Genomic DNA, 21,379 nt, shown 5'->3' on the forward strand with positions numbered 1-21,379 from the left:
TAAAGCACATAATGAATGAAATTCTTATTGATTGTTTTTTGACTTTGACTTTCTTTGACCTATGCCTTTATTATAATTTGACCTTATTTGACTTTCAAGAGCTAATTTATAGAAATGAAAAAGTGAATCAAAACAGGAAAAACCACCCTGGTTGAAGGATGGTCTTCTCGAACTCTTTTCCTTTTACAGTTTTATCGCTTGTATGGATGCCAGTATACTAAGTATGTACTTTAATAAAATATAGTATCAAAAAGTATACTATGGTTTATAATAAACGTCGAGGTGAAACGAATGGGACGTTTTCATGATAAAACATTTAACTGTGAAAAAGAATTGACTCTTTCCGTCATCGGCGGAAAGTGGAAGATGATTATTTTGTGGCATTTAGGGAAAAGTGGTACAAAGCGGTTTAGCGAACTGAAAGCCCTTATCCCCGGCATTACACAAAAAATGCTGGTCAACCATCTGCGGGAGCTGGAAGAAGATCAGATTGTTCACCGCAAAGTTTATCCCGTTGTTCCGCCAAAAGTGGAATATTCACTGACAGAACTGGGAAAAAGCTTAATGCCTGTCCTTGATGCCATGTATGAATGGGGTAAAAACTATATGGAAACGGTCATGCAGAAGCAGGAAGAAAAGAGCAAGTCCGTCCGGTAGCAAAAACGCTCCCTCTTTTATGGATTCAAAAAAACAACGCGCAGTGACCTTTATAAAAGGAACTGCACGTTGTTTTTTACGCATATACGGTGACATTGCCTATATATAAGAACGTTCCAGCAGAGATACTCTGAGAGGTGTATCTTTCTTTTCGATCCCCTTTTTTGCTTTATTTCTATATAGTATACTTTTCATACTATGTTACATAAAAGTGTGTACTTGCTCAAATTTATTATATGTCTAATAATATCGATAGCACTCATAACTAACAAGGATTGAAGGAAATTTGTTAAATTAATGATAAAAGAGGTGGAAAAGCAATGCAACTGAGGGTCTCAGCGGTTCAATATCATCTTCATACTATACAGTCTTTTGAAGAATTTGCCAAACAAGTCGAACATTATATTAAAACAGCCGAGGAATTCGGTGCAGAATTTGTGCTATTCCCCGAATTTTTCACGACGCAATTGATGTCCATCGGGGATAATCAAGGGCATGCTTTAACCATTAATGATTTGCCTGACTTTACAGAACAATATCGTGACTTATTCTCATCCTTTGCGAAGCAAACAAAGATGCATATTATTGGGGGAACCCATGTCATTCGTAAAGGCAATCACTTATACAATGTCGCTCATTTATTTTACCCGGATGGAAGAATCGCAGAACAGCCTAAGCTTCACATCACACCAACAGAAGTCAAGGAGTGGAACATGACGCCAGGCGAAAGTTTACAGGTATTTGAGACAGAGAAAGGCACGATTGCCATGCTTACCTGCTACGACATAGAATTTCCGGAAATTGTTCGGATGGCGAAGGCGAAAGGCGCTGATGTTATTTTCTGTCCCTCCTGTACCGATGATCGTCATGGGTTCCACCGCGTCCGTTATACAAGCCATGCCAGAGCGGTGGAAAATCAAGTTTATGTCGTAACTACAGGAACAGTAGGTTCGCTTCCTACGGTTGACTTTATGCGTGCGAATTTTGGGCAAGCGGCGGTGATTACACCAAACGATATTCCATTCCCTCCCCGCGGCATCCTGGTCGAGGGAGAACTGAATAATGATATGATTGTTACCGCTGACTTAAATCTTGAACTATTATATCAGGTTCGTGAAAGCGGTTCTGTGACTACATGGCGTGATCGTCGTATCGATCTCTATCCGGATTGGAATGAAGAGGAACCTATCCGCGTTACGGAGGAATAGAAGAATGTATCGAAAAGAGTTTTATGTTTTTGATCACGATCGACCTGTCTCCGCGGTCATCCGGAATTACAAAGAAGCTGACTTTCCTGGTTTAATTCACATTCAACAGGAAAGTTTTCCTCCGCCGTTCCCATCTGAATTATGGTGGAACAAGGAACAATTGCATAACCATGTTACTTTGTTCCCCGAAGGAGCCTTATGCATTGAGGTTAATGGTGAAATCGCAGGATCGATGACCGGATTGCTTGTTGACTTTGATCCGGAGCATCCGGAACATACATGGGAAGAGATTACGGATAATGGGTATATTCGAAACCATAATCCAAATGGGAATACACTGTATGTCGTCGATATTAGCGTGCGTCCCTCCTACCGGAAATTAGGATTAGGAAAATGGCTGTTGTTATCCATGTATAACGTCGTTATTCAAAAAGGATTGGAACGGTTGTTAGGCGGCGGAAGAATGCCTGGATATCATAAAAAAGCGAATGAGATGACGCCGGAACAGTATCTTGAAGCTGTCGTAAAAGGTGAGCTAAAAGATCCCGTCATCACCTTCTTGCTTCGCTGTGGCCGTACTCCTGTTAAAGTGGTGGCGAACTATTTAGAGGATGAGGAATCGTGTAATTATGGAGTACTTATGGAGTGGAAAAATCCTTTTTATACATCAATATCTAAACAAGGAGAATGATAAAAATGGAATATCGCAGAATTACGAATATACAAGATCCTTTGTTTAAGCAAATGCATCAATTCATGCAAGACGTGTTTCCTCCCGAAGAAGTATTGGAATTTGATCTTTGGAAAGAACCTTTGGAAGATCCGGGAATTCGTGTCTTTGTTGCTGTTTATGAAGGGAAGGTAGTAGGGGCGACGGAGTACCGCTATTATGAAGATTTTAATGTCGCGATGACAGATTTTACGATTATTGGTCAGGCAGGCCTCGGTATCGGCCGATTTTTAGCCCAAAAGAGGCTGGAGGATTTAAATTCCTTGGCCGCAGCAAATGGAAAGCAGTTATATGGAATGTTTGCCGAAATTTATGATCCTTATCGGGTAGAGCATTTTGAATTTGGCGGGATTAAACCTATGGATCCCTATGTTCGTCGTGAGGTATTATCACATCTTGGTTATAAACGCCTTGATTTCCCTTATGTCCACCCATCCTGGAATAATGATGGAGAGGCTGTAACAGGGCTTGACCTTTGTTTCCTTCCGATGAACGATAATGTGGATGAACTTAAAACGGATCTTATCGTGAAGTTCTTGAAACGTTATTATTCCGTCTTATCGAACAAACCGAAATCGTGGCATGAAATGATTGAAACTCTGGAAGTAAAAGATACGGTAACACTATTACCAATTTAGTGGATACAAAACAATATAGCCAATAAAATAGTGTAATTTGTTGTAAATACCGGAAGCCATGTACTTCCCCCCTTTTACATAAGAGATGCATGAGATGATGGGTACGGGATTGGGCAAATGTTAAGGTTTAGCATCTAAACTTCTAATGGTTTCTGCAATTACGCGATGACCTTTATAGTTTGGGTGCTTGCCATCGATAAATAACAATGTACTTTCCTGATGTAAAAAGGCAGCATATACAGGGGCAATCTTTGTATGGGAGTCGGCTGCCTTATGGAGAATTTGATTTAGTTTTTTCACCGACTGCCGGGCCAGGGGGAATTCAGGCAGAGGATTATAGAGTTCGATATAGCGGAGCATATAAGGAGCAGTGGAGGATTTTTTTATGTTTTTAATACTTTGATCGATAAAAAGAAAATTATGGCGAAAATTTTGAAGCGCCATTTCTACTGCTTTTTTATTCTTCGTTTTATCATAAACACGGCCTGCCTGAAGTAAATCGTTTCCACCAATGGAGCATGTGATGATATCTGCTGTCTGTATGGCTTTGAAAAAGGTGGCGTCATTTCTGAGCCTGTGTAACAATTGTTGACTTGTCCAGCCTGTCTTTCCTAAATTGCGAAAAATGACACGTGTTTTCCAATCTTTTTCTATGAAATCTCGATACTGATAAGCATATCCATAATTAAACCAGGCTCCAATCCCTGCGGTAATAGAGTCTCCTATGGCCGTGTAACGTAGAGGTGATAAAGGATGGATCATCATGACCTTACTCATGTACTCTTTGCATCTCCCCTATCCTGTACTATACTATATTGTATTGGTAAAAATTTTGATATGTAACGAGGCGATAGCATACATTTTGAATTCCGCTGTCCTAAAAATGTTAAATGTAGTACTTCCTTTTGCTTGTTTACTAACGCGACAAGATTTTGTTTACATGCCCTTATAAAACAGGGCGGAAATTTAGGTATCTCCCTTCTCCTATTACATCCCCATTCACTCCATTTTTCATATACTGGTACTAACCATGTAGGAAGAGGAGGCTGATTTATGGCAAAACGTTACCTGATTCATGTAAAAGCCAACATGAATCAGGCCCGTAAAGTCTGTATGAAGCAGAATGGGATTGAGATTTTGTACTGCCACAAGCATTTCCCTTTCATCGTTGCTGATGTTGAGAACATCAAATTTTTTAGTAAGCATCCCGCTTTTTCCCTTGTTGAGGAGGACATTCAAATCCGGGTACACCGGGCCGCCCCCTCTATCCTCAATCCGTCTGCATCCCCCATCCCCTGGAACATTCAGATCGTTCATGCACCGGACGCCTGGCCCAAAAGTACAGGGAAGGGTGTTCGTGTAGGCGTACTGGATACCGGCATTGCCTCCTCGCATCCGGCTCTGCGCGGCCGTGTTGCCGGAGGATACAATATCATTGCACAAAACCGCAATTTTACAGATGATAACGGACACGGCACTCATGTAGCTGGCATTATCGCCGCCAGCGGTCGAGCCGGTGGCCTTTATGGAGTTGCTCCAGAAGCGAAGCTCTACGGGATTAAAGTGATGGATCGGGACGGCAGCGGGAGAATTAGCGATGTAATCAGGGGCATTGAATGGGCGATGGATAACCATATACAAGTGCTGAATATGAGCCTTGGAGACAGCAACTATAACGCCGCCCTGGAATACGCGACACGAAAAGCTCACCAGAAGGGAATGATTTTGGTTGCATCGGCAGGAAACGACGGGGAACGCAGCGGGCTTGTGGATTATCCGGCACGTTTTCCGTGGGTCATCTCAGTCGGGGCGGTTGACCGGGAGATGAAGCGGGCTTCCTTTTCAAGCACAAGAGGTCCGGTCGACATGATGGCACCTGGAGTAGACATAAGAAGCAGCTGGAGAAGCGGATATAGGACGGAGAGCGGTACGTCGATGTCAGCCGCGCATGTTAGCGGTGGAGCGGCTCTCGTGCTTGGCCGCCATCCTGAGCTGAATGGCGCTAGGGCTGAGAGTTATTTGAAGCGCCTGAATAAGCGGAGTGGAGCACGAAAGGGATACGGGCTCCTGAATTTTTCTCCCCTTTCAAAGTAAGAGGATATTCTCTTCCCTCCTGCATCTGCGATAAAAAAACGCTACGGAAACCAATCCATAGCGTTTTTTGTTATTCAACAGAAATGCTGTGCCGTTTATGCCAGAGGTGTATGGCCGTCTCGTCAATGCTTCGTAGTGGAATGAACACCGTTAGCGTGTTATCACGGAGGGTTGCCCGTATCTTTTCTGTTTTTGTGTTTTCTGGTAATGCTATACTTTTTATAAGGCTCCCGGGTTTATGTGCAGCTAGAATGGATAACGAACCTTGTGCAACTTCCACTTGTATATCTTTATGGCTGTATCCCGGCAATCTCAACTGAACAATCATTTCCTTTTCCTTTTTCTCGATATGGACAACTCCTGTGTTCATCCTATGTTCCGGCTGATGATTGGAAGGATGTTTTGGTCCTATTGTAGTATCCCCTTTCCTCTATGCTTTCGATTACCCCTGCACCATGCATTGGGTAAACAATCTTATCACCAATTTAAAACAAAGCATCACCCCCTAATAGAGTCTTTTTTTGAGGATATCGCTGATTGTCTTCGTCCATTTGACGAAGGGAATGTAATACCAAATATGGACGGTGATTAAGGCACTCAACTAGGACGAGACGTTATATTCCCTCATATTCTATAGCGAAGTCATTAAGAAAGGTGGAATCAAAGAATGTCTGAGCTTCGTCGAACATTGGCAGAAAAAGCAGGGAAATGGACAGTCATCAATACAAAGTCCGGTTCCTTCTATGGAAAAATTGAAAGTGTGAATAGAAAAGGTGTTACTGTACTACTGCCGGACCATTATACTGTCAATGATCCTTCCGTTAAACTCCTTGAGGAGAACGTAAACGTTAAAGAAGAGGATGTTCAAGCGTCACAAAGATTTTTTAGACGCAGACGCAGACGACGTTTTTTCTTCCGTCGCTTTTTCTTCCCATTCTTTTTCTTCATTTAATGGGTGCTGCTGTATCTTATTTGCCATGGATGACTCTACATCCATGGTTTTTTTGTTTTGCGATAAACGAGGACAGCGTGCATGATGAAGAACAGCCCGTTCTCTTCTTAATTTAGGTTTAGGTTAAGACATAATTTCATGCTATTCAGGCAGGTATGGACGAGTGTTAGGCGAATGCCTCTCTTTAAAAGAGATGCAATAACCTTGTTAAGAAAAAGGATCACTTTTAATCGCTCAAAAGTGATCCTGAAGAGTTAAGTTTGCCGAAAATGATATCGGGGTAATTCTCCTGCTTTCAACTGGGTTTCTTAAGTGATTCCCCTGCTGCTACGTAACGAGCAGGGGAATCCTTTTCCTACCTATTAGTCACATGCACACGCAATAATGACCAAGAGGATAAAGAGAACAAGGATAATCCCAATTTCTTCTCTCTCACCAAAAAAGCCCATATGCCCACCTCCCATGTACAGTGGATTGAACTACACTGCATACTATGCAGACAAGTACAGACGAGTGTTAGGTTACCGCCTTTTTTCAAGGCTTCGGGCTTGCCATTTACAAATAGGGGAATTAAATTTCCGGGGGATTTCTGAATGACTCAGGTTTACTACTCTACCTCATCTGCTTGGCGTACAAAATCTCCGTTTTGTTTACGGTACCTCTGCATACAATAGAGTAGTTTGAAAATGGGAGGAGAATAAGAATGTACAGAATGAAACAATCCCTTGCTTTTTTTATCATGCTTGGATTTTTCACCCCACTATTTTTCGCAGGATGTTCAGAAAAAAATACACCCATTCAACCGAGGCAGGATATCCAGATACATCTACATCCTTTACCGGCAAAAGTCCATCAGAAAAACGAGCTTTTCATCACATCAACAAAACCAGAGGACCATTCACTAAAGAACACCGAGGTAACCATCACGTTGTCAATGTCAGGGATGAACCACGGCCAAACGACGGTGCCTGTTGAAAAAAAAGATGGAGGCTTTCTCGCAAAGGTTACTCCCACAATGGCTGGAAAATGGACAGCTGACATCCATATTGTAAAAGACGGAGAAACGAGCAGGATTCAATATACGTTTGAGGCTATACCTTAGTCCTTCTCCCTCTCCATACCGTTTTCAGAAGCCCCCTTTTGTTCTTCTTTTTCGAGTCTAACAGAAAAACATACAACCACAAAGGAAAAAATACTCACGATTGTAATACATGTCATTAAAAAAAACGGCTGATCAGCCATAGCCCCCAGCATCGGGCCCATGATTCCTGCCATTATACCGCTTATTGCCCCGCTTATTACCGTTTGGAAATCACCAAGCGATCCAAACAAAACACCAATCATAACGGCCACAAGCGTATTGATAATGGTAACAACGGTATAAATAGAAGGGAATTGATAGGCAAATACAATACCTGTTGCGATTCCAAGCACGCTTGCTGTCATCGTTATATTCATTCCAATATGGCAGCCAATCATTTCACGAAACCCCGTCAGAAAAAAATACGAATAGGCACCGGCGATGAGAGCCACTCCCAGTAGCCCCCAAAGAAACCAAGATATCATTTCTTTCTCCCTCTTTCCTTTGTCGATAAAAAATGGGATCTTTACCTAGACCTTGTCCCATCACTCTCCGTATTTTCCGTTCATAGTATATATATGACGGGAGCTCCTCAAAGGAAAGTGGCAGAAGCCTTCTTTCCTTACGCAGGAAAGAAGAAAAATTGAAAAAGAGGGATAAAGATGATAAAGAAAATAGGTAATTTTTTAGAGAGTACGTATGGTTATTTTATAAGTAAAGCATCCAACCAATTTGGCGCTTCTTCAAACTGTATGTGCGCTAGGGTCAGAGGAGAAGATACGAGATGCAGATGTAAAAGCAGATCTCGCAGGAGATGCGCATGCTGATTGTATAGCCTCTACGATTAAAATCGAGGCCTATCCATCAGCAACATAAGTAAGGGAAGACGGATGTATTTATGATACGAAATAATTCGAACAAAATTAGAAAACCTTAGTCTAATTGTGTATTAGACTAAGGTCGGTTGTTGAGAAAGTATCTTTTTGAAAATCGTAGCCCAAGGGTATAAAAATGTTTCCTCATACCTCTAAAAGCTTATAGGAGCGAATGCGGGGCATCAAATTCTTTGCGGGAAATTCTTTGTTTTTATAAGATGTTTTTTAACATAGATTGCACCATCGGGTTTTGCAAAAGTTTTACGATCTGGGCGAAGTCCATATTTCCAAGTAAAGCCTCTAGGCTGCTTTTTTCTGCGTCTGTTGCCTGGTTCTTCTTCGGAGCAGTTTGAACTTCCGCTTCGCCCTTATCGCGCCGCCTTCTAGGCTGTCTATTGTTTCTTTTGGCTAGATGCTGTTTAACCTCTGCTAGCTCTACCAGGATATTTTCAAGTTTTTCCTTATTATCCTTTGTCTCCTTAATATGAGCTTCAATGTTATACAACGTATTTTCAAGTTTTTCCCTGTTATCCTTTGTCTCGATTATGTTACCTTCTATTTTACGGAGCGTATTTTTAATTCCTGATAGCCGCTGGTTGATGGCATGCAGTTCTTTCCTCCGGTTTGAACTGTCTTTCTTCATGACGAAACACCTCCTTTTTCTTCTGTACTGCTGCGTCCCATACTCATTGTATGTTAAAAAAAGCATAATAGAGACAGTGCACGTACCTAGTTTGTAAACGTACAAAAGAAGAAAAAGGAGAGAGCTTTCGAAACCTTTTATGTCAGCTGTTGTTTCAATTCCTCAAGGCTTGTCACCGGCGCCTGACAGGCAAAGTTCTCACAGACATAGGCCGTTGCTTTTCCATCCTTCGTCGTTTTATCCGTCAACATTGGGGCTAGAAGCAATAATTTTTCTCTTGCCTCATTTGTCACGACGGACACAACGGCATTCGGCATGTAGTGCCTTCGAACTTCCTGCACCATCTCCTGAGCCGCTTGTTTGTTTGGTGCTGCAATCACGACTTCTTGTGTCGGTCCAAATAAGAATTGCACCGCCATCATAAAATGGGAGTATGCCATCGGATGCAACGCCACATCCCCTGCGAATGCTGAGATTTGCTCACTGGTGAGGCGTACAATGTCATCATTTCCTGTTAGGCGAGACAATCGGGCCAGGTTCATTGCCGCCACTGAATTTCCTGATGGCATTGCCCCGTCATACAGCTCTTTCGGGCGCGTCAGCAACTGCTCCGCATCACTGCCGTAGAAATAAAACCCGCCACTCTCTTTATCCCAGAACAGTGCAAACTGCTGCTCCTGAAGTTCCAACGCATACATGAGATAATCCGCCTCAAACGTTGCTTCATATAATTCAAGCAGTCCCCAAATTAAAAATGCATAGTCATCCAGATACCCAGGGAACGCTGCTTCGCCATCCCTGTATCGCGCAAGCAGACGACCATCTTCACGCTGCAGCTTATTTCCGATAAAGTGGACCGCATTCGCGGCAGCTTTCGCGTATTCTTCGTCACCGAGTACAACTGCCCCTCTGGCCAGCGCCGCGATCATCAGCCCATTCCAGGCGGTTAGAATTTTATCATCTTTATGTGGGTGCACTCTCTTTTCTCTCGCTTCAAACAACTGCACACGGCATTTCTCAATGAACTGCTTTAGTTCGTCTAATTCCATGCCCTCTTCCTGTGCCGATTGTTCGAGCGATTTCTCGACTAAGTTCGGAATGCTCGTACTATGCTCGAAGTTTCCATAGTCCGTAATATCGTACACCCGGTTGAAGCGTGCCCCGTCTTCTTCCCCGAGGATGGCATGAACTTCTTCCGGCCGCCAGACGTAAAACTTGCCTTCTTCTCCTTCTGAGTCAGCGTCTTCCGCTGAATAGAATCCGCCTTCCGGATCGGTCATGTCACGAAGTACATACGTGAAAATTTGGCGGGCCACATCCGCATACTTTTCTTTTCCAGTAGCCTGGTAGGTGTCTAGATAAACGAGCGCAAGCAGCGCGTTATCATATAACATCTTCTCAAAGTGCGGGACTAGCCATTTTTCGTCAGTAGAATATCTGGAAAAACCTCCTCCCACGTGATCATATATACCACCACGATGCATGGTATCCAGCGTCTTTTCGACCATTTCCAGCGCATGCGTCTGCTTGGTTAGTTTCCAGTGACGCAAAAGGAAAGAAAGGTTATGCGGTGACGGAAACTTAGGCGCCTGTCCAAATCCGCCGTACTGCGGATCGAATGTGCTCTCATACTGCTCGTAGGCTTGGGTAAGCGTTTCTTTCGTCAACTCCCCTTTGCCTTTTGTTTTGCTGTGGTGTTCCTGGATGGCATCGACGATTTGCTGACCGGTGCGGACAACACGGTCCTGATCTTCCGTCCATTTGCTGTGAAGCTGCGTAAGAATGTCCATGAGGCCCGGCCGACCGTATTTGCTTTCTTTTGGAAAATATGTGCCGGTGAAGAACGGTTTTTTGTCCGGCGTCATGACGACGGTGAGCGGCCAGCCACCGTGTCCGGTCATGGCCTGGCAAACTTCCATGTAAATATGATCGACATCCGGGCGTTCTTCACGATCGACTTTGATGGAAACATAATGTTGGTTGAGCAGATCGGCCACTTCTTGGTCTTCGAAGCTTTCCCTCTCCATGACATGACACCAATGGCATGTACTATAACCAATGGATAAAAATATCGGTTTGCCTTCTGTGCGGGCTTTCTCGAAAGCCTCTTCACTCCAAGGATACCAATCTACAGGATTATAGGCATGTTGTAGTAAGTAAGGTGATTTTTCATTCGCTAAGCGGTTCGCTTTTCCATTTCCATGGTTTGTGCTCATTATGTCCCCCTCTAGTCAACTATTATTTCTATGTTAATATTACCCAAAGGAAATAAAAAAAGACACTAACGGGTGTGTTAGTGCCAAAATTAAAACTACTGATTAAAAAATTCATCACCGGATTATTATATACATAAAAAAAGCGCTAGTTATTAAATAACCGACGCTCTGCAAACTGTTTCAACTAAAGGACAAATGTTTTTGTACTTGTATCATATTTAGCTATGAATGGAATGTTGCCTCATTTGTATCCTGCAAAAAGTTAATTTCAACTTCAATTTGATTCCCTTCTCTTTTCCACAACACATTGTCAATCACTGTGTTTAACAACTGATTATATTGTTGTGTTGATAACTCCTCATCAAGATGGTTTAATACTCTTCTGACCCGTTCAAGCCTTTCCTGTGGATCCATACTTTCTATATTCTTTTGTTGCATTTTCAGATTTGAAATTTCAGAATGCAAAGCTCCTAAGTCTTTTTCAGCTTTTTCCCTTTGTCTCAAAAATACTTCCTTAGTATAAATTCCGTCTTCATAAGATTCATAAATCCTCGAAATCTTTCCTTGTATTTTTTTCACAGCTTTTTGCACCTGCAAAATCTTTTCCTCTAAATATGCGATTTCTCTGTCGTTGTTGCTATTAATGTTACATAATAGCTTTTGCTCATATTCTTTAAGTTCTTTTGAAATAACCTGCATAATTACATCAGGATCTCCCCCTTGATTTCTGCATATATTGCCGTATGGGTCAGTATGTCGGCAAGAACGGATTCTCAAATCACCATTATTATCACGAACAAAAGACATTCGGTGCTCGCACACAGCGCATTTAATTAATCCTGATAGTGGATGTACGCTGGATGTACCGGTTTTAGGTATCTTCTTTTTTCTTTTAGCAAGTGACATGATTTTTTCATGTTCTTCTATTGTTTTTACTGCCGGATGGCAATTCTCTACAATTATCCATTCTTCATAAGGTTTGTTTCGGAATTTTTTTCCTTTTTTCTTCTTGGAATAACTTCCTTCTGTCTTTCCATAAATAATTCGGCCAAGATGTGTTTCATCATAGATAATTCTTCGAACAGTGTTATCCTGCCAAAACAGTCCCTTAGGTGAGGGTACTTTCATGCGATTAAGTTCCCAAGAAATTTTATGGAATGGCATTCCTTTTAGATAACTTTCAATCATAAAACGGTATATAGATAAATTTTCTTCCCTTACCTTTAATTTTTTTGTTTCAGGGTTATATTGGTATGGAAAAGGGGGAATACCGTTTGTCCAAAAACCCAATTTTGCTCCCAGTCTTTTCCCTCTAGAAAGTCGCTTTTTAATCGTGCGATATTCTTGCCTTGCAAATAATCCTTGGAATTCTGCCATAGCTAGATCAATATCATTCGTAAAATCAATCACACGATTATCATCACATGTTATAAGAAGTGTTTGTGACATCGCAAACACTTCCTGAATTCTCTCTCTATCTCCTGCGCTCCCACGCCCAGTACGATCATAATCCATTACGATCACAGCATCATAATCTTCATTTTTTACATCCCTTAGTAATCTTAACATTTGTGGACGTTCATCAATCGAATCACTTGTCCCCACTTCTGCATATTCCACATATGCCCATTCGTGTTTCTTGCAGAATTCGACTAATTCTCGACGATGTTTCTCCAATACTGTTGCTTCTTCTCCCCTAGATTTTCTTAAATAAATTGCAACATTCTTGATCATGTCCGAGAATTTCACTGTTATCGCTCCTTTAATTTATTTCAAAAATATACTTTCGTATAACGCGACCATTCTCATTAATAACTTCTTTATGCTGTAAAACATACTCCTTCTGATTGCGATTTTTATAGTAAAGCCCCAGTTGATTAGCTTTTGCTACAATAGCCGCTATTGTTCTCTTTGCTTTTAAATGTTTACTGACTTCCTTAGCGCCTCCTAAGCTATACGACTTTTGAAGAATCTCTAAATCTTCTTGCGACCATGTACTCTCCCTTTTTTTCCAACTGTTTTTCCTGATATTATCTATGGTCTGTTTTTCCTTCGATAAGCCGAGATGCTTTGCCATAGAACGAATGGATTCTTCGTTTTTGTTGGGAAGTTCATCTAATAACTCAGACATTGTCTTAACAGGATAAAGAAACCACAAAAGTTCTTTTTCTTCATCAGTCCACTTCGTAAATTTCCTTTGGTTTAATTTGCTTGCTTTGTTTGCTATTGCGCTTTTGCTTTTCTTCGGTAAAAGTAGGCTTAATTCTTCAAAACTCAAGGTTTGGTAATTAGTACTTAGGATTTCCAACTCTTCCTCTGTCCACTTTTCCTTTTTTGTCAATCCCAGCTTCTGTAATTTTTTTGATACAGCCATGGGTGTTTTATTAAGGCATCTCCCAAGTTCAACAAGAGATTTTTCCTGATAATTATTTTTCAAAAACTCCTCTTGCTCTGTTGACCACTTTTTCGACATAGGTTTCCTCCTTTAGAATACAAAAGAACAGGCGCCTAAACGCCTGCTCTAGCTAGCTTTATTTATTGATTCTTCCTTGTACCTATCTTCGATTTTGCTTGTGAGCACATTCATAAAATCTTTCATGGCTTTTTCTGATGGCTTTCCAACAACTTTTACTGTAATTGTCATTTTACTTTTCATAAGCTATCTCCTGTCTTATTTAACTTTTTCTGTTTTCGGATGGTAATTTTGAATATAAAAAAGACGCCATTATCCTTTTTAGAGGCAATGCGTCTTTTAAAATCTATATGTAATTTATTAAACTTTTCACTTCACTCAACAGGGAGTAATGTGAGTAAATCTCATTCTTCGCACTCCACTCAACGAGGAACCATGTGCAGTGTTAATTAACGTTATATCACTATCTTACTGTCCTACTAAACACATAAAGAACATTATTTTAAGAAAGTTTAATCTTTAATTCTTTCTTATAGTTTAAAGTTAATAACTTTCTATCCTCTTACAAAGATCTGTCTCTTGCTGACTTTCTTTCTATCGATGTTTTTGTTACAATAAACAATCATTAATAAAAAAACGGATAAAACATTCTTTTTTTGTGTCATTTACTTCCCTTGACTCTAAGATATAACGAATCTATACTTATTTCAAGTTATTTTTTAAATTATTTTTTATTTATTTTATTTTTGTGTCACGCAAAATTTGACTGAGGAGGTCCATATGATTTCCGAAGAAAGCAAAATAAATGAATTTGCGGCACGTTTACTCAAACTACGCAAAGATTCCGGAAAGAAACAACAAGAGATCGCTGATTATTTAAAAATATCCCGCCCTGCCTATGCTTCTTACGAAGTCGGGAGAAGGAAACCAGATTTGATTATTTTGGAGAAGCTCTCGGATTACTTTAAGGTTTCGGTCGACTTCCTATTAGGAAAAGAAGCGATACAAGTAAAAATGGAGGTAGAAAATAAGGAGAACAAGGCAGGAGAAATCAGTAGAGAAGATGAAATAAGAAAATGTTTCGGAGAAAGAATGGCAAAGCTAAGAAGAGATAAAAAAATTTCTCAAGAAGCATTTGCTAAGGAGTTCAATATTTCACTATTTCAAGTTCAACAACTTGAGTATGGCGTACGTATGCCTTCTTTAGAACTGCTAGTCAAAATCGCAGACTTTTTTTCTACTTCCATTGATTATTTGCTCGGTAGACATTCAATTTCACAAGACACTAAAACAATGCTCCCTAACTACGGAATAGATATTACTCCCGAACTCATTGACTTTATTTTAGAGCTTCAAAGTGACGAAAGAGGAAAAAAACTAATTGAAGACATGTCAAACGATAAGAAAAAAATAAACAAAATGGTTTCAATTTGGGAGATTATGAACGATTAAATAAAAAAGCAGGAGAGCACAATGCTCTGTAGGCATTCTTTTCTCCTGCTTTTTTATATTGCTTACTTTGTTTTTTTGATGTCCTTTATAACCTAGGAAACATCAAAATGCTGGCAATCTGATAGCTGAATTGATCCAGCCTACTTTCTTACATTCTATTCCTTGCTATTACGTTATAAGTCCCCTTGATTTTACTGTGTTTTCCGCTCCTATGATTTCAATCTAGATTATCATTTTCTAAGTAGTTCGTTTGCAGTTGGTTTGCAATTTAATAATTCATTCCTTGTTGCTGACTATCCCTGCTAAAGAAAAGGTGTGCTGGACAACGGCAGTCAGAAGAACCAAAACCTCGCACAGTAATTTCTCCTTTTGCTTCTTCTCGCAACCGGACAAACAAACCACACTCACCTTCCTTACCTGGATACATCTGGGCATCTATGATCTTCATATGAGGACGAATATAGTTAAAATGACATAGGTATTTTTTCTCAAGCCTGATGTGCCTTTCTACTCTGTTTTTGATGTTTCGTTTTGCGCTTCCTACATATACATACAGGACTTTTGGAAACAGGAATGTCCCCAACTTTCCTACGGTGATTTCCTTGTCCTCCGGCAAAAACACTTTAACACAGTAAGGTGTATATTTTTCATCAATTTTTACATTTATTTTTATTCTTTCCTATTTCAACATTAAATTTTGGTAAATCCTCCTGATGCCCTCTGTAATACGCTCTAGCCCTTCAAAACGGTGACCACTTTTTGCGAACGTACAGTACGTCGCACAACCTTCACGCATTTTTTCTGTCTGTAGTCGATTCGTTCATCGTCTCCCACTTGAAGACATCCATCCTATTGTCTCTTCGAAGTAGCTGTTCCTCTGTTCTCTGGCTGAAATACTTTATTAAGTTTTATTGCTATGTCATCAAAAATACTTGTACTTACACAATCCTCCACTGTAAAAATACCGAAAAGAGAATACTTATATTTCTCCCCCAGTCTGTATACTTCGAGAAACTGTTCACGCGGATACACAATCCAGTACTCCAGCACACCCATTCGCTCGTATAATTGAAACTTCTCCATTTTGTCCCGCTTTATCGTAGCCAACGAAACAATCTCGATAATCCAATCCGGACTTCCCATACACCCCTTTTCGTCAATTTTTCTTGGGTCACAAACAACCGCAATATCCGGTTGTACCACATTTGTCGTTTCCATATCTGTTTGTCCTTTTTCCGGCATTCGGACATCAATCGTAAACAACATTTCTTCTTTTCTTCCCCGAAGATACTCCCCTATTTGTACCATAAGGCCCCCTAGAACTTTCTGATGAATCACCGGTGGGGTCGGGTTCGGTGAATAGGGGATGCCATCTATGATTTCCCACCACTCTTCAGGCTGTGACATTTCCAAATAGTCAGCATAACAAAGCTTTTTACCTGTTCCTTTTTTGTTATCTTTCATCGTTATTACTCCAACTGAAAGAACCTTCTTCATTTTTCTGATTAATTCCATGCTCCTTCAATATCCGATGCAACTCTCCTTTCGAAACGTAAGAATCTTGCATCATCTTTTCAAGCTTTGCATTTTGTTCCATCAGATATTCATTCTGGTTTTTCAACATTCGAATTTCTGCCTTCATTTTTAAGAGTTCAAAACTCATTTCCTGCAGGATATTAGGTTCTTCTTTTGCTCTTAAAACCTTGGTGGCTCTTTCTTCATACGTATCTTCCTGTGAATGCAAAGGCTGAAAAGCCAGCGAATATGTTGTTCCAGTCACTTGCTGAACAACTTACTCCAGTTCATCTCGATAACGCGAATCCAGCCAATCGGCTGTGAATTCATTAGGCGCTTCTACTACGATATATCCTTTTTCTTCATCAATCGTTTCTATTCTTGTTTTGGCAACCCATGTTTCAAAACTCGGTTTGCTTATCCTGGATTCCATTTCATCCAACACTTGTTCCCAAAGCCTTTGCTTGTCCATTGTACATCTCCCATTCCTGATAGCTATCTTCATCATATCGGCTATTCTTGACCATATCTACTAGCTTTATGTTTGTGTACTTTTCTTGTTTCACGTAAGTCAGATGAAATAAGGCTTTCTCAAGCATAGAAAATTTATAAAGCTCAAAAGTTTACTTTTCAATAAAGAAAAATTCCGTTCTGTTTTGATAAAAAAGGGGCGTATAAATAAGAAAAACAAGAAGGAGAAAATTGTATGAAGGTAAAAATTAAGGACTGGCTGGAGCTAACCATGGCAGATCGTGTATGGATTTTGATTCAGGTCTCTGAAATACAAGAGAGAAAGAGGAGAAAGAGAAGAAAGGATTAATTGAGCATAGCTACATAAGAGGAAGTTCAAACCTTGCATAGTTTGTGTCCCCCGCTTGAGGTTTTTTCTTATCATCCGGCAACCATGTGTTATCTGAAATCGGTTTGAGCTGAACCATTTGCTCACCATTTGAAGTCGGGAATTTTGCCCACGCACCAAGGATCACTCCATCATTCGGCAGACTTGGTGATTGATCATCTCCCGGATAATCATTAAAGTACCTTGCAACCACTTGGAAGGTAAAGCCCTGACCTGCTTTGATCTGGCGACTGTTTGTAGGTTTGAGTCCTACGGTTGTGTCGGTTAGTCGTCCCGGAGATACATCATCAACAAAGGTGCCGGTTGTGCCAACAATGCCTACATTGATATACTCTTTGTATTTGCCAAGTCACTGGTCTTCAATGTATTTATCGTTGACATCCCGCATTACCTGCCAGTTGGAGCTAAGCTCATTCGCGGTGCAAGCTGGAATGACGGTTTGACATAACAGGCTGATCGTTGCTGATTTGATATTGTCTGTGATGTTCACTTCTCCAAGGGATGCATCCTGCGGAATATTAATCCGTGCTTCCAGTGTATACAGCCCTTTGCCGATCGATGAAGGTTTTGTCCAGTTCATCGTAACTGCTTTTGTTTCGCCCGGTGTAAGCTGAATGGTTTGGCTCGCCACCTGCGTTGCCACATTGGTGGCCGTGTCTTTTAGATATAAATACACCTTTACATTACGTGGGTTTACATCCGTTCCAAGGGCATCCATGGATACTGTGAATATGGAGTCGCCTCCTGAGCAGTCCACTCGAATCCCCGGCTCAATACTTACCGCAGTAAAGTTTGGTTTTGCCTGCGCATTGACCTCCAAAAATTTGAAGTTATCCACCGGCCATGTCGCGGAGGTTGGAAAAACAGATTCTGGATTCGGGAACATTTGATACGGGTTAATCCCAGCAATTGCTCACCACTGCGTATCCGGCTGTCCTGTCATCGGGTCATTTGGTACCTGAAAAGGAATATCATTCACCCATACCGGCGTTTTCGGAGGAAAACTATACTGATTCTGATTTCCCGGAATATTTCCACCTGTTATCCACTGGTAGTTTGTGAATGACGTCGGGCGATTAACAATATTCATTGGATTACCCGGACTCGAAGCAAACCCGATCGTTGATACAATAGGGGTATCGCTTTCGTTGATGACCTGCAGATTAAAGTATTTGATATTTCCACTTGGTGGCTTCGTGCTTGGCACCAGTTGTAGTGCCTTCAAGTTATTGCCGCCTACTCCCTTATAATCAATTTGTAATTCTTGGCTAACAGCTTCTCTAGAGAACGGATCGTTAATATAAAGCCTTACTTTATACACACCCGGTAAACTCGGTTTGATTATTGTTTTGACGTCAATCGTGCCTTGTACAGGATACTGATATTGCGGGGCGTTTGGCCGAGTTATATTCCCGATAAATAATTCTGCCGCTGGCTTATTTTTTTCATATTTTTTGTATGTCGATCCATCAGGAGCTGTAACATCTAACCTAATAATTGAACCACCGTTAGTAATAGCATACGAAATTCCTTTTAAGTCTAGTTTGTCTGTATCACCTACAGGAATAGGCTGAGGATTTAATGGTTTTCCAAGCACCTGAAATTTTTGAACCTGTGGCCACGGAGTGACTTTATAGGTAGTTTTAAAAAGAGGAGAGCTTGTTCCATTTCCAGTCATTGAAGATGAGGGTTCCCCGCCACCTGAAAAATAAACTATATTACCAAAATCAACCCAAGATTGATAGACGTTTACTGTATACCTTCCAGCTCTTCCGTTTGTATTCGGATCTCCATCCATCGTTGATGCATTAGCTATGTCTTGTAGATATTGTTTATTCCCCAAAGTAAAATCCGCTATAACTTGGACTTTATCAATGTGAATCGCATGGTATCCACGAATACCTGAGAAATTATCCCCGGGCTGTGATTCAATCAAGTCAAACTGATTGGTATTCACATGCGACCCATCATACATATAAGCCGACTGAGAAGGAGGAACCACGTATTTTTGATTGATTACATCGTAAAAGCGTACAGCATGCCAAAGCGCTCTAGCCGGCCTTGAATCACCCACTCCTAAATTCGATTTTCTTAAATCACCGGAAAATTGTGTCGTTTGAATAACAACGATGCTAAAAAAACAGCAACTCCGGAAACAATCAACTTTCCTTTTCTTCTTTTTGAACTCATTGGATGTGACCGACAACTCCTCTCCTTACTTTTCATTACTACATAATTAAGTAATAAAGAAGGTTTTTTACCCTTCATTTCATTTTGTTTATAGAATAAACATAATGAAATGAAAAATAAAAAGGCCGTTTCATAATCGAAACGGCGGTAGTTCAACATTTTTACTTTGCTGTATAGAAGCTTTGAAGACTCGGAAGCCGTACAATCATACCATCTACTACAACGGACCCTTTACCGTAAACAGTAAATATCAAAAATGGCTTCTTACTTTCGTTAGGGAATGTGAAAGTGTGCGTTTGACCCGATTTAACATTCATTTTTGTTTCAGCAAACGATAGGTCTTCTTCACCAGCTAATCCTATTGCCATAGAATAACCGCTAGGAAGTGCCGGAAATTTGGAGGTCACTTTATTCCCATTTACTACAATGCTACTCGCCCAATTATCCACCGCTGAACGTACTTTTGGATCGGCTTTTACCGTAATATTTTGTTCAAGATTTTGTGGAACCTTCGTTACTGTTACATTGTTCAATTACTTAATCACATCGGTGCTACCCGTCGTAATCCGAACAACAGCCTTTTTCGCATCCCATTCTACCTTTGCTCCATATGCTTCGGAGATAAAACGAAGCGGCACGAAGGTACGAACGCCTTTCAATGTAGCCGGAGCATCAAACGTTACCGTTTTGCTATTGACAGTAGCTGTGTTGCTACCAATTGGCAGAATGATCGTTTTTCCATCTTTGTTGATAACAACTTTCCGTTCTGTATTGTTCCAGTCAACTTTCGCCCCTAGTTTTTCAGAGACGAAGCGAACCGGAACCATTGTGCGACCGGAATCACCGTCAATGTACGGTTTGTCGTCCGGAAACGCCACCGCACTTCCATTTACTAGGACCTGCACTGAACTCGCAATAACAACAAAGGGGAAAGATAAAATAAAAGCAGTGAGAGTAATAAAACTAAAAGCTTTCCTCATAATTCATCCCTTCCTTCCTAATATTTTAATTTCATAATATTACCATATAATAATAAGGAAATACAGAAAGGGAAATTTGCTTTTACTTTCATTAGGATGATATTGCAAAAATAGTTTTTACTTTCTCTCTTCACTTGTCGAATACTCCCGAAAAGTAATAGTCCAACTATACGGTTTTCTACCTCTACTGTTGCATTGTTAGGCTTAGCTATTCTTTCACCATAGCCCCAGTTGTCTTTACATCAAAGCTTTTGCCTCTTCTTTTTTGCATATTTATTCATTTCCTGCTTTTCTAATATCCGTTCTTAGTATACCCAACATGTCCAACGCTCTCGCGCACGTACGCGCGTATATAATAACCAACTAGAGAGGAATGGTATACAGTATAATAGCTATGCCCTAAACATCATGCCAGAGGAACAACAAACCGATCACAAACCAGCGGAAAAGTCTTCTATCTCTCGAATACAAAACCGCAACCAAAGCAATCCTACGACCCTACGTTTTTTAATACAAAATACAAATCTCATCTCTCTTATGACCCTATCTTAAATTATAAGCCCGTTTTTTCCTTATCTATTAATGTATTTCCGACCTATTCCTCCCCCTCTGAGGGATAAGATAGCAGGACGACCAAAAAAACGTAAAAGCAAACGCTTACACAAAGGATTTATGTTTTTGAGAGCAACAAGGGTATTTTGTACAACTATTGGACATAGCTGTCAGGCTCACAAACGATATGTCCAACACTTCTCGCGTACACGTATATATACCAACCAGAGAGGGTTGATATTGTACAGCAAAGAAAGAAAGCTACGTTAGATACTTTATAATAAAGACTGCTTAACCTAACCCGTTGGACATATTACGGCTTCT

General features: G+C 40.6%; 25 protein-coding genes. 8 read left to right on the top strand and 17 right to left on the bottom strand.

What is annotated here, in order from left to right; genetic code table 11:
- Positions 1–291: 291 nt before the first annotated feature.
- The 4 genes from hxlR (at position 292) to ADA01nite_RS16110 (ending at position 3,233) form a co-directional block, all read left to right on the top strand.
- Positions 292–657, top strand: coding sequence for a transcriptional activator HxlR (gene hxlR / locus ADA01nite_RS16095; RefSeq protein ID WP_146811299.1), 366 nt, complete (start codon positions 292–294; stop codon positions 655–657).
- Between the two features lie 320 nt (positions 658–977).
- On the top strand, positions 978–1,865 hold the full coding sequence (locus ADA01nite_RS16100; protein WP_146811300.1) for a carbon-nitrogen hydrolase family protein: 888 nt from the start codon (positions 978–980) through the stop codon (positions 1,863–1,865).
- 4 nt (positions 1,866–1,869) lie between these two features.
- Positions 1,870–2,556: a GNAT family N-acetyltransferase gene (locus ADA01nite_RS16105; protein ID WP_146811301.1), complete on the top strand. Its 687-nt coding sequence runs from the start codon at positions 1,870–1,872 to the stop codon at positions 2,554–2,556.
- 5 nt (positions 2,557–2,561) lie between these two features.
- Positions 2,562–3,233: a GNAT family N-acetyltransferase gene (locus tag ADA01nite_RS16110; protein ID WP_146811302.1), complete on the top strand. Its 672-nt coding sequence runs from the start codon at positions 2,562–2,564 to the stop codon at positions 3,231–3,233.
- 120 nt (positions 3,234–3,353) lie between these two features.
- Here the strand turns inward: ADA01nite_RS16110 and ADA01nite_RS16115 are convergent, their stop codons facing one another.
- Complete coding sequence (locus tag ADA01nite_RS16115) at positions 3,354–4,010, bottom strand: GDSL-type esterase/lipase family protein (protein WP_146811303.1); 657 nt, start codon at positions 4,008–4,010, stop codon at positions 3,354–3,356.
- Between the two features lie 276 nt (positions 4,011–4,286).
- Between ADA01nite_RS16115 and ADA01nite_RS16120 the strand changes: the two genes are divergently transcribed.
- Positions 4,287–5,327, top strand: a complete 1,041-nt coding sequence (locus ADA01nite_RS16120) for a S8 family peptidase (RefSeq protein WP_146811304.1) — start codon at positions 4,287–4,289, stop codon at positions 5,325–5,327.
- Between the two features lie 70 nt (positions 5,328–5,397).
- Here ADA01nite_RS16120 and ADA01nite_RS16125 read toward each other — a convergent pair whose 3' ends face one another.
- Together ADA01nite_RS16125 and ADA01nite_RS23105 are read right to left on the bottom strand one after the other, a co-directional pair.
- Positions 5,398–5,697 carry an Hsp20/alpha crystallin family protein gene (locus tag ADA01nite_RS16125; RefSeq protein WP_146811305.1) on the bottom strand — a complete coding sequence of 100 codons (300 nt, stop codon included), beginning with the start codon at positions 5,695–5,697 and terminating at the stop codon, positions 5,398–5,400.
- Between the two features lies 1 nt (position 5,698).
- A complete protein-coding gene (locus tag ADA01nite_RS23105; RefSeq protein ID WP_371863569.1) occupies positions 5,699–5,812 on the bottom strand; it encodes a CarD family transcriptional regulator in 114 nt (37 codons plus the stop codon).
- A gap of 182 nt (positions 5,813–5,994) precedes the next feature.
- Here ADA01nite_RS23105 and ADA01nite_RS16135 point away from each other — a divergent pair, with 182 nt between their 5' ends.
- Positions 5,995–6,279: a hypothetical protein gene (locus tag ADA01nite_RS16135; RefSeq protein WP_146811306.1), complete on the top strand. Its 285-nt coding sequence runs from the start codon at positions 5,995–5,997 to the stop codon at positions 6,277–6,279.
- A 703-nt stretch (positions 6,280–6,982) separates the two neighbouring features.
- Positions 6,983–7,381 (top strand): FixH family protein, encoded by a 399-nt coding sequence (locus ADA01nite_RS16140; protein WP_146811307.1) that lies wholly within the window; start codon positions 6,983–6,985, stop codon positions 7,379–7,381.
- On the opposite strand, the gene ADA01nite_RS16145 is transcribed toward ADA01nite_RS16140, so the two are convergent.
- The 6 genes from ADA01nite_RS16145 to ADA01nite_RS22875 all read right to left on the bottom strand — a co-directional run bounded on the left by ADA01nite_RS16145 (position 7,378) and on the right by ADA01nite_RS22875 (position 13,750).
- Positions 7,378–7,845, bottom strand: coding sequence for a hypothetical protein (locus tag ADA01nite_RS16145; protein WP_146811308.1), 468 nt, complete (start codon positions 7,843–7,845; stop codon positions 7,378–7,380). The two genes, ADA01nite_RS16140 and ADA01nite_RS16145, sit on opposite strands and share 4 nt — an antisense overlap.
- 601 nt (positions 7,846–8,446) lie before the next feature.
- Positions 8,447–8,878 (bottom strand): hypothetical protein, encoded by a 432-nt coding sequence (locus ADA01nite_RS16150; RefSeq protein ID WP_170230328.1) that lies wholly within the window; start codon positions 8,876–8,878, stop codon positions 8,447–8,449.
- A 137-nt stretch (positions 8,879–9,015) separates the two neighbouring features.
- A complete protein-coding gene (locus ADA01nite_RS16155) occupies positions 9,016–11,094 on the bottom strand; it encodes a thioredoxin domain-containing protein (protein ID WP_146811310.1) in 2,079 nt (692 codons plus the stop codon).
- Positions 11,095–11,316: 222 nt separating this feature from the next.
- The gene (locus ADA01nite_RS16160) at positions 11,317–12,843 is read right to left on the bottom strand and encodes a recombinase family protein (protein WP_146811311.1); all 1,527 of its coding nucleotides are present in this window, start codon (positions 12,841–12,843) and stop codon (positions 11,317–11,319) included.
- A 13-nt stretch (positions 12,844–12,856) separates the two neighbouring features.
- Entirely contained in the window at positions 12,857–13,567 is a 711-nt protein-coding gene (locus ADA01nite_RS16165; protein ID WP_146811312.1) for a hypothetical protein, read from the bottom strand.
- A gap of 48 nt (positions 13,568–13,615) precedes the next feature.
- Positions 13,616–13,750: a hypothetical protein gene (locus ADA01nite_RS22875; RefSeq protein WP_281286027.1), complete on the bottom strand. Its 135-nt coding sequence runs from the start codon at positions 13,748–13,750 to the stop codon at positions 13,616–13,618.
- Between the two features lie 537 nt (positions 13,751–14,287).
- Here ADA01nite_RS22875 and ADA01nite_RS16170 point away from each other — a divergent pair.
- Positions 14,288–14,959 (top strand): helix-turn-helix domain-containing protein, encoded by a 672-nt coding sequence (locus ADA01nite_RS16170; RefSeq protein ID WP_146811313.1) that lies wholly within the window; start codon positions 14,288–14,290, stop codon positions 14,957–14,959.
- A 268-nt stretch (positions 14,960–15,227) separates the two neighbouring features.
- Here the strand turns inward: ADA01nite_RS16170 and ADA01nite_RS16175 are convergent, their stop codons facing one another.
- The 8 genes from ADA01nite_RS16175 to ADA01nite_RS16210 all read right to left on the bottom strand — a co-directional run bounded on the left by ADA01nite_RS16175 (position 15,228) and on the right by ADA01nite_RS16210 (position 20,503).
- Complete coding sequence (locus ADA01nite_RS16175; RefSeq protein WP_246147379.1) at positions 15,228–15,581, bottom strand: GIY-YIG nuclease family protein; 354 nt, start codon at positions 15,579–15,581, stop codon at positions 15,228–15,230.
- A gap of 227 nt (positions 15,582–15,808) precedes the next feature.
- Positions 15,809–16,423, bottom strand: a complete 615-nt coding sequence (locus ADA01nite_RS16180; RefSeq protein ID WP_170230329.1) for a Uma2 family endonuclease — start codon at positions 16,421–16,423, stop codon at positions 15,809–15,811.
- Positions 16,413–16,739 (bottom strand): hypothetical protein, encoded by a 327-nt coding sequence (locus ADA01nite_RS16185; protein WP_146811315.1) that lies wholly within the window; start codon positions 16,737–16,739, stop codon positions 16,413–16,415. Before ADA01nite_RS16185 ends, ADA01nite_RS16180 begins: the two co-directional genes overlap by 11 nt.
- Before the next feature lie 12 nt (positions 16,740–16,751).
- Complete coding sequence (locus tag ADA01nite_RS16190; RefSeq protein WP_170230330.1) at positions 16,752–16,946, bottom strand: DnaA N-terminal domain-containing protein; 195 nt, start codon at positions 16,944–16,946, stop codon at positions 16,752–16,754.
- 736 nt (positions 16,947–17,682) lie between these two features.
- Positions 17,683–18,219, bottom strand: a complete 537-nt coding sequence (locus ADA01nite_RS16195) for a hypothetical protein (RefSeq protein ID WP_146811317.1) — start codon at positions 18,217–18,219, stop codon at positions 17,683–17,685.
- Positions 18,220–18,246: 27 nt separating this feature from the next.
- Positions 18,247–19,539: a hypothetical protein gene (locus ADA01nite_RS16200; protein ID WP_146811318.1), complete on the bottom strand. Its 1,293-nt coding sequence runs from the start codon at positions 19,537–19,539 to the stop codon at positions 18,247–18,249.
- Positions 19,540–19,684: 145 nt separating this feature from the next.
- Positions 19,685–20,056 (bottom strand): hypothetical protein, encoded by a 372-nt coding sequence (locus tag ADA01nite_RS16205; RefSeq protein WP_146811319.1) that lies wholly within the window; start codon positions 20,054–20,056, stop codon positions 19,685–19,687.
- Positions 20,057–20,503 (bottom strand): copper amine oxidase N-terminal domain-containing protein, encoded by a 447-nt coding sequence (locus tag ADA01nite_RS16210; RefSeq protein WP_146811320.1) that lies wholly within the window; start codon positions 20,501–20,503, stop codon positions 20,057–20,059. It lies immediately after the preceding gene.
- Between the last annotated feature and the right edge of the window lie 876 nt (positions 20,504–21,379).

The sequence above is a fragment of the Aneurinibacillus danicus genome (assembly GCF_007991215.1).
Classification (GTDB): Bacteria; Bacillota; Bacilli; order Aneurinibacillales; family Aneurinibacillaceae; genus Aneurinibacillus; species Aneurinibacillus danicus.

Coding starts and splice junctions, on each gene's coding strand:
- hxlR (WP_146811299.1), top strand. CDS start 292: ATGGGACGTTTTCATGATAAAACATTTAACTGTGAAAAAGAATTGACT.
- ADA01nite_RS16100 (WP_146811300.1), top strand. CDS start 978: ATGCAACTGAGGGTCTCAGCGGTTCAATATCATCTTCATACTATACAG.
- ADA01nite_RS16105 (WP_146811301.1), top strand. CDS start 1,870: ATGTATCGAAAAGAGTTTTATGTTTTTGATCACGATCGACCTGTCTCC.
- ADA01nite_RS16110 (WP_146811302.1), top strand. CDS start 2,562: ATGGAATATCGCAGAATTACGAATATACAAGATCCTTTGTTTAAGCAA.
- ADA01nite_RS16115 (WP_146811303.1), bottom strand. CDS start 4,010: ATGAGTAAGGTCATGATGATCCATCCTTTATCACCTCTACGTTACACG.
- ADA01nite_RS16120 (WP_146811304.1), top strand. CDS start 4,287: ATGGCAAAACGTTACCTGATTCATGTAAAAGCCAACATGAATCAGGCC.
- ADA01nite_RS16125 (WP_146811305.1), bottom strand. CDS start 5,697: ATGAACACAGGAGTTGTCCATATCGAGAAAAAGGAAAAGGAAATGATT.
- ADA01nite_RS16135 (WP_146811306.1), top strand. CDS start 5,995: ATGTCTGAGCTTCGTCGAACATTGGCAGAAAAAGCAGGGAAATGGACA.
- ADA01nite_RS16140 (WP_146811307.1), top strand. CDS start 6,983: ATGTACAGAATGAAACAATCCCTTGCTTTTTTTATCATGCTTGGATTT.
- ADA01nite_RS16145 (WP_146811308.1), bottom strand. CDS start 7,845: ATGATATCTTGGTTTCTTTGGGGGCTACTGGGAGTGGCTCTCATCGCC.
- ADA01nite_RS16150 (WP_170230328.1), bottom strand. CDS start 8,878: ATGAAGAAAGACAGTTCAAACCGGAGGAAAGAACTGCATGCCATCAAC.
- ADA01nite_RS16155 (WP_146811310.1), bottom strand. CDS start 11,094: ATGAGCACAAACCATGGAAATGGAAAAGCGAACCGCTTAGCGAATGAA.
- ADA01nite_RS16165 (WP_146811312.1), bottom strand. CDS start 13,567: ATGTCGAAAAAGTGGTCAACAGAGCAAGAGGAGTTTTTGAAAAATAAT.
- ADA01nite_RS22875 (WP_281286027.1), bottom strand. CDS start 13,750: ATGAAAAGTAAAATGACAATTACAGTAAAAGTTGTTGGAAAGCCATCA.
- ADA01nite_RS16170 (WP_146811313.1), top strand. CDS start 14,288: ATGATTTCCGAAGAAAGCAAAATAAATGAATTTGCGGCACGTTTACTC.
- ADA01nite_RS16180 (WP_170230329.1), bottom strand. CDS start 16,423: ATGAAAGATAACAAAAAAGGAACAGGTAAAAAGCTTTGTTATGCTGAC.
- ADA01nite_RS16190 (WP_170230330.1), bottom strand. CDS start 16,946: ATGGACAAGCAAAGGCTTTGGGAACAAGTGTTGGATGAAATGGAATCC.
- ADA01nite_RS16195 (WP_146811317.1), bottom strand. CDS start 18,219: ATGTTCCCGAATCCAGAATCTGTTTTTCCAACCTCCGCGACATGGCCG.
- ADA01nite_RS16210 (WP_146811320.1), bottom strand. CDS start 20,503: ATGAGGAAAGCTTTTAGTTTTATTACTCTCACTGCTTTTATTTTATCT.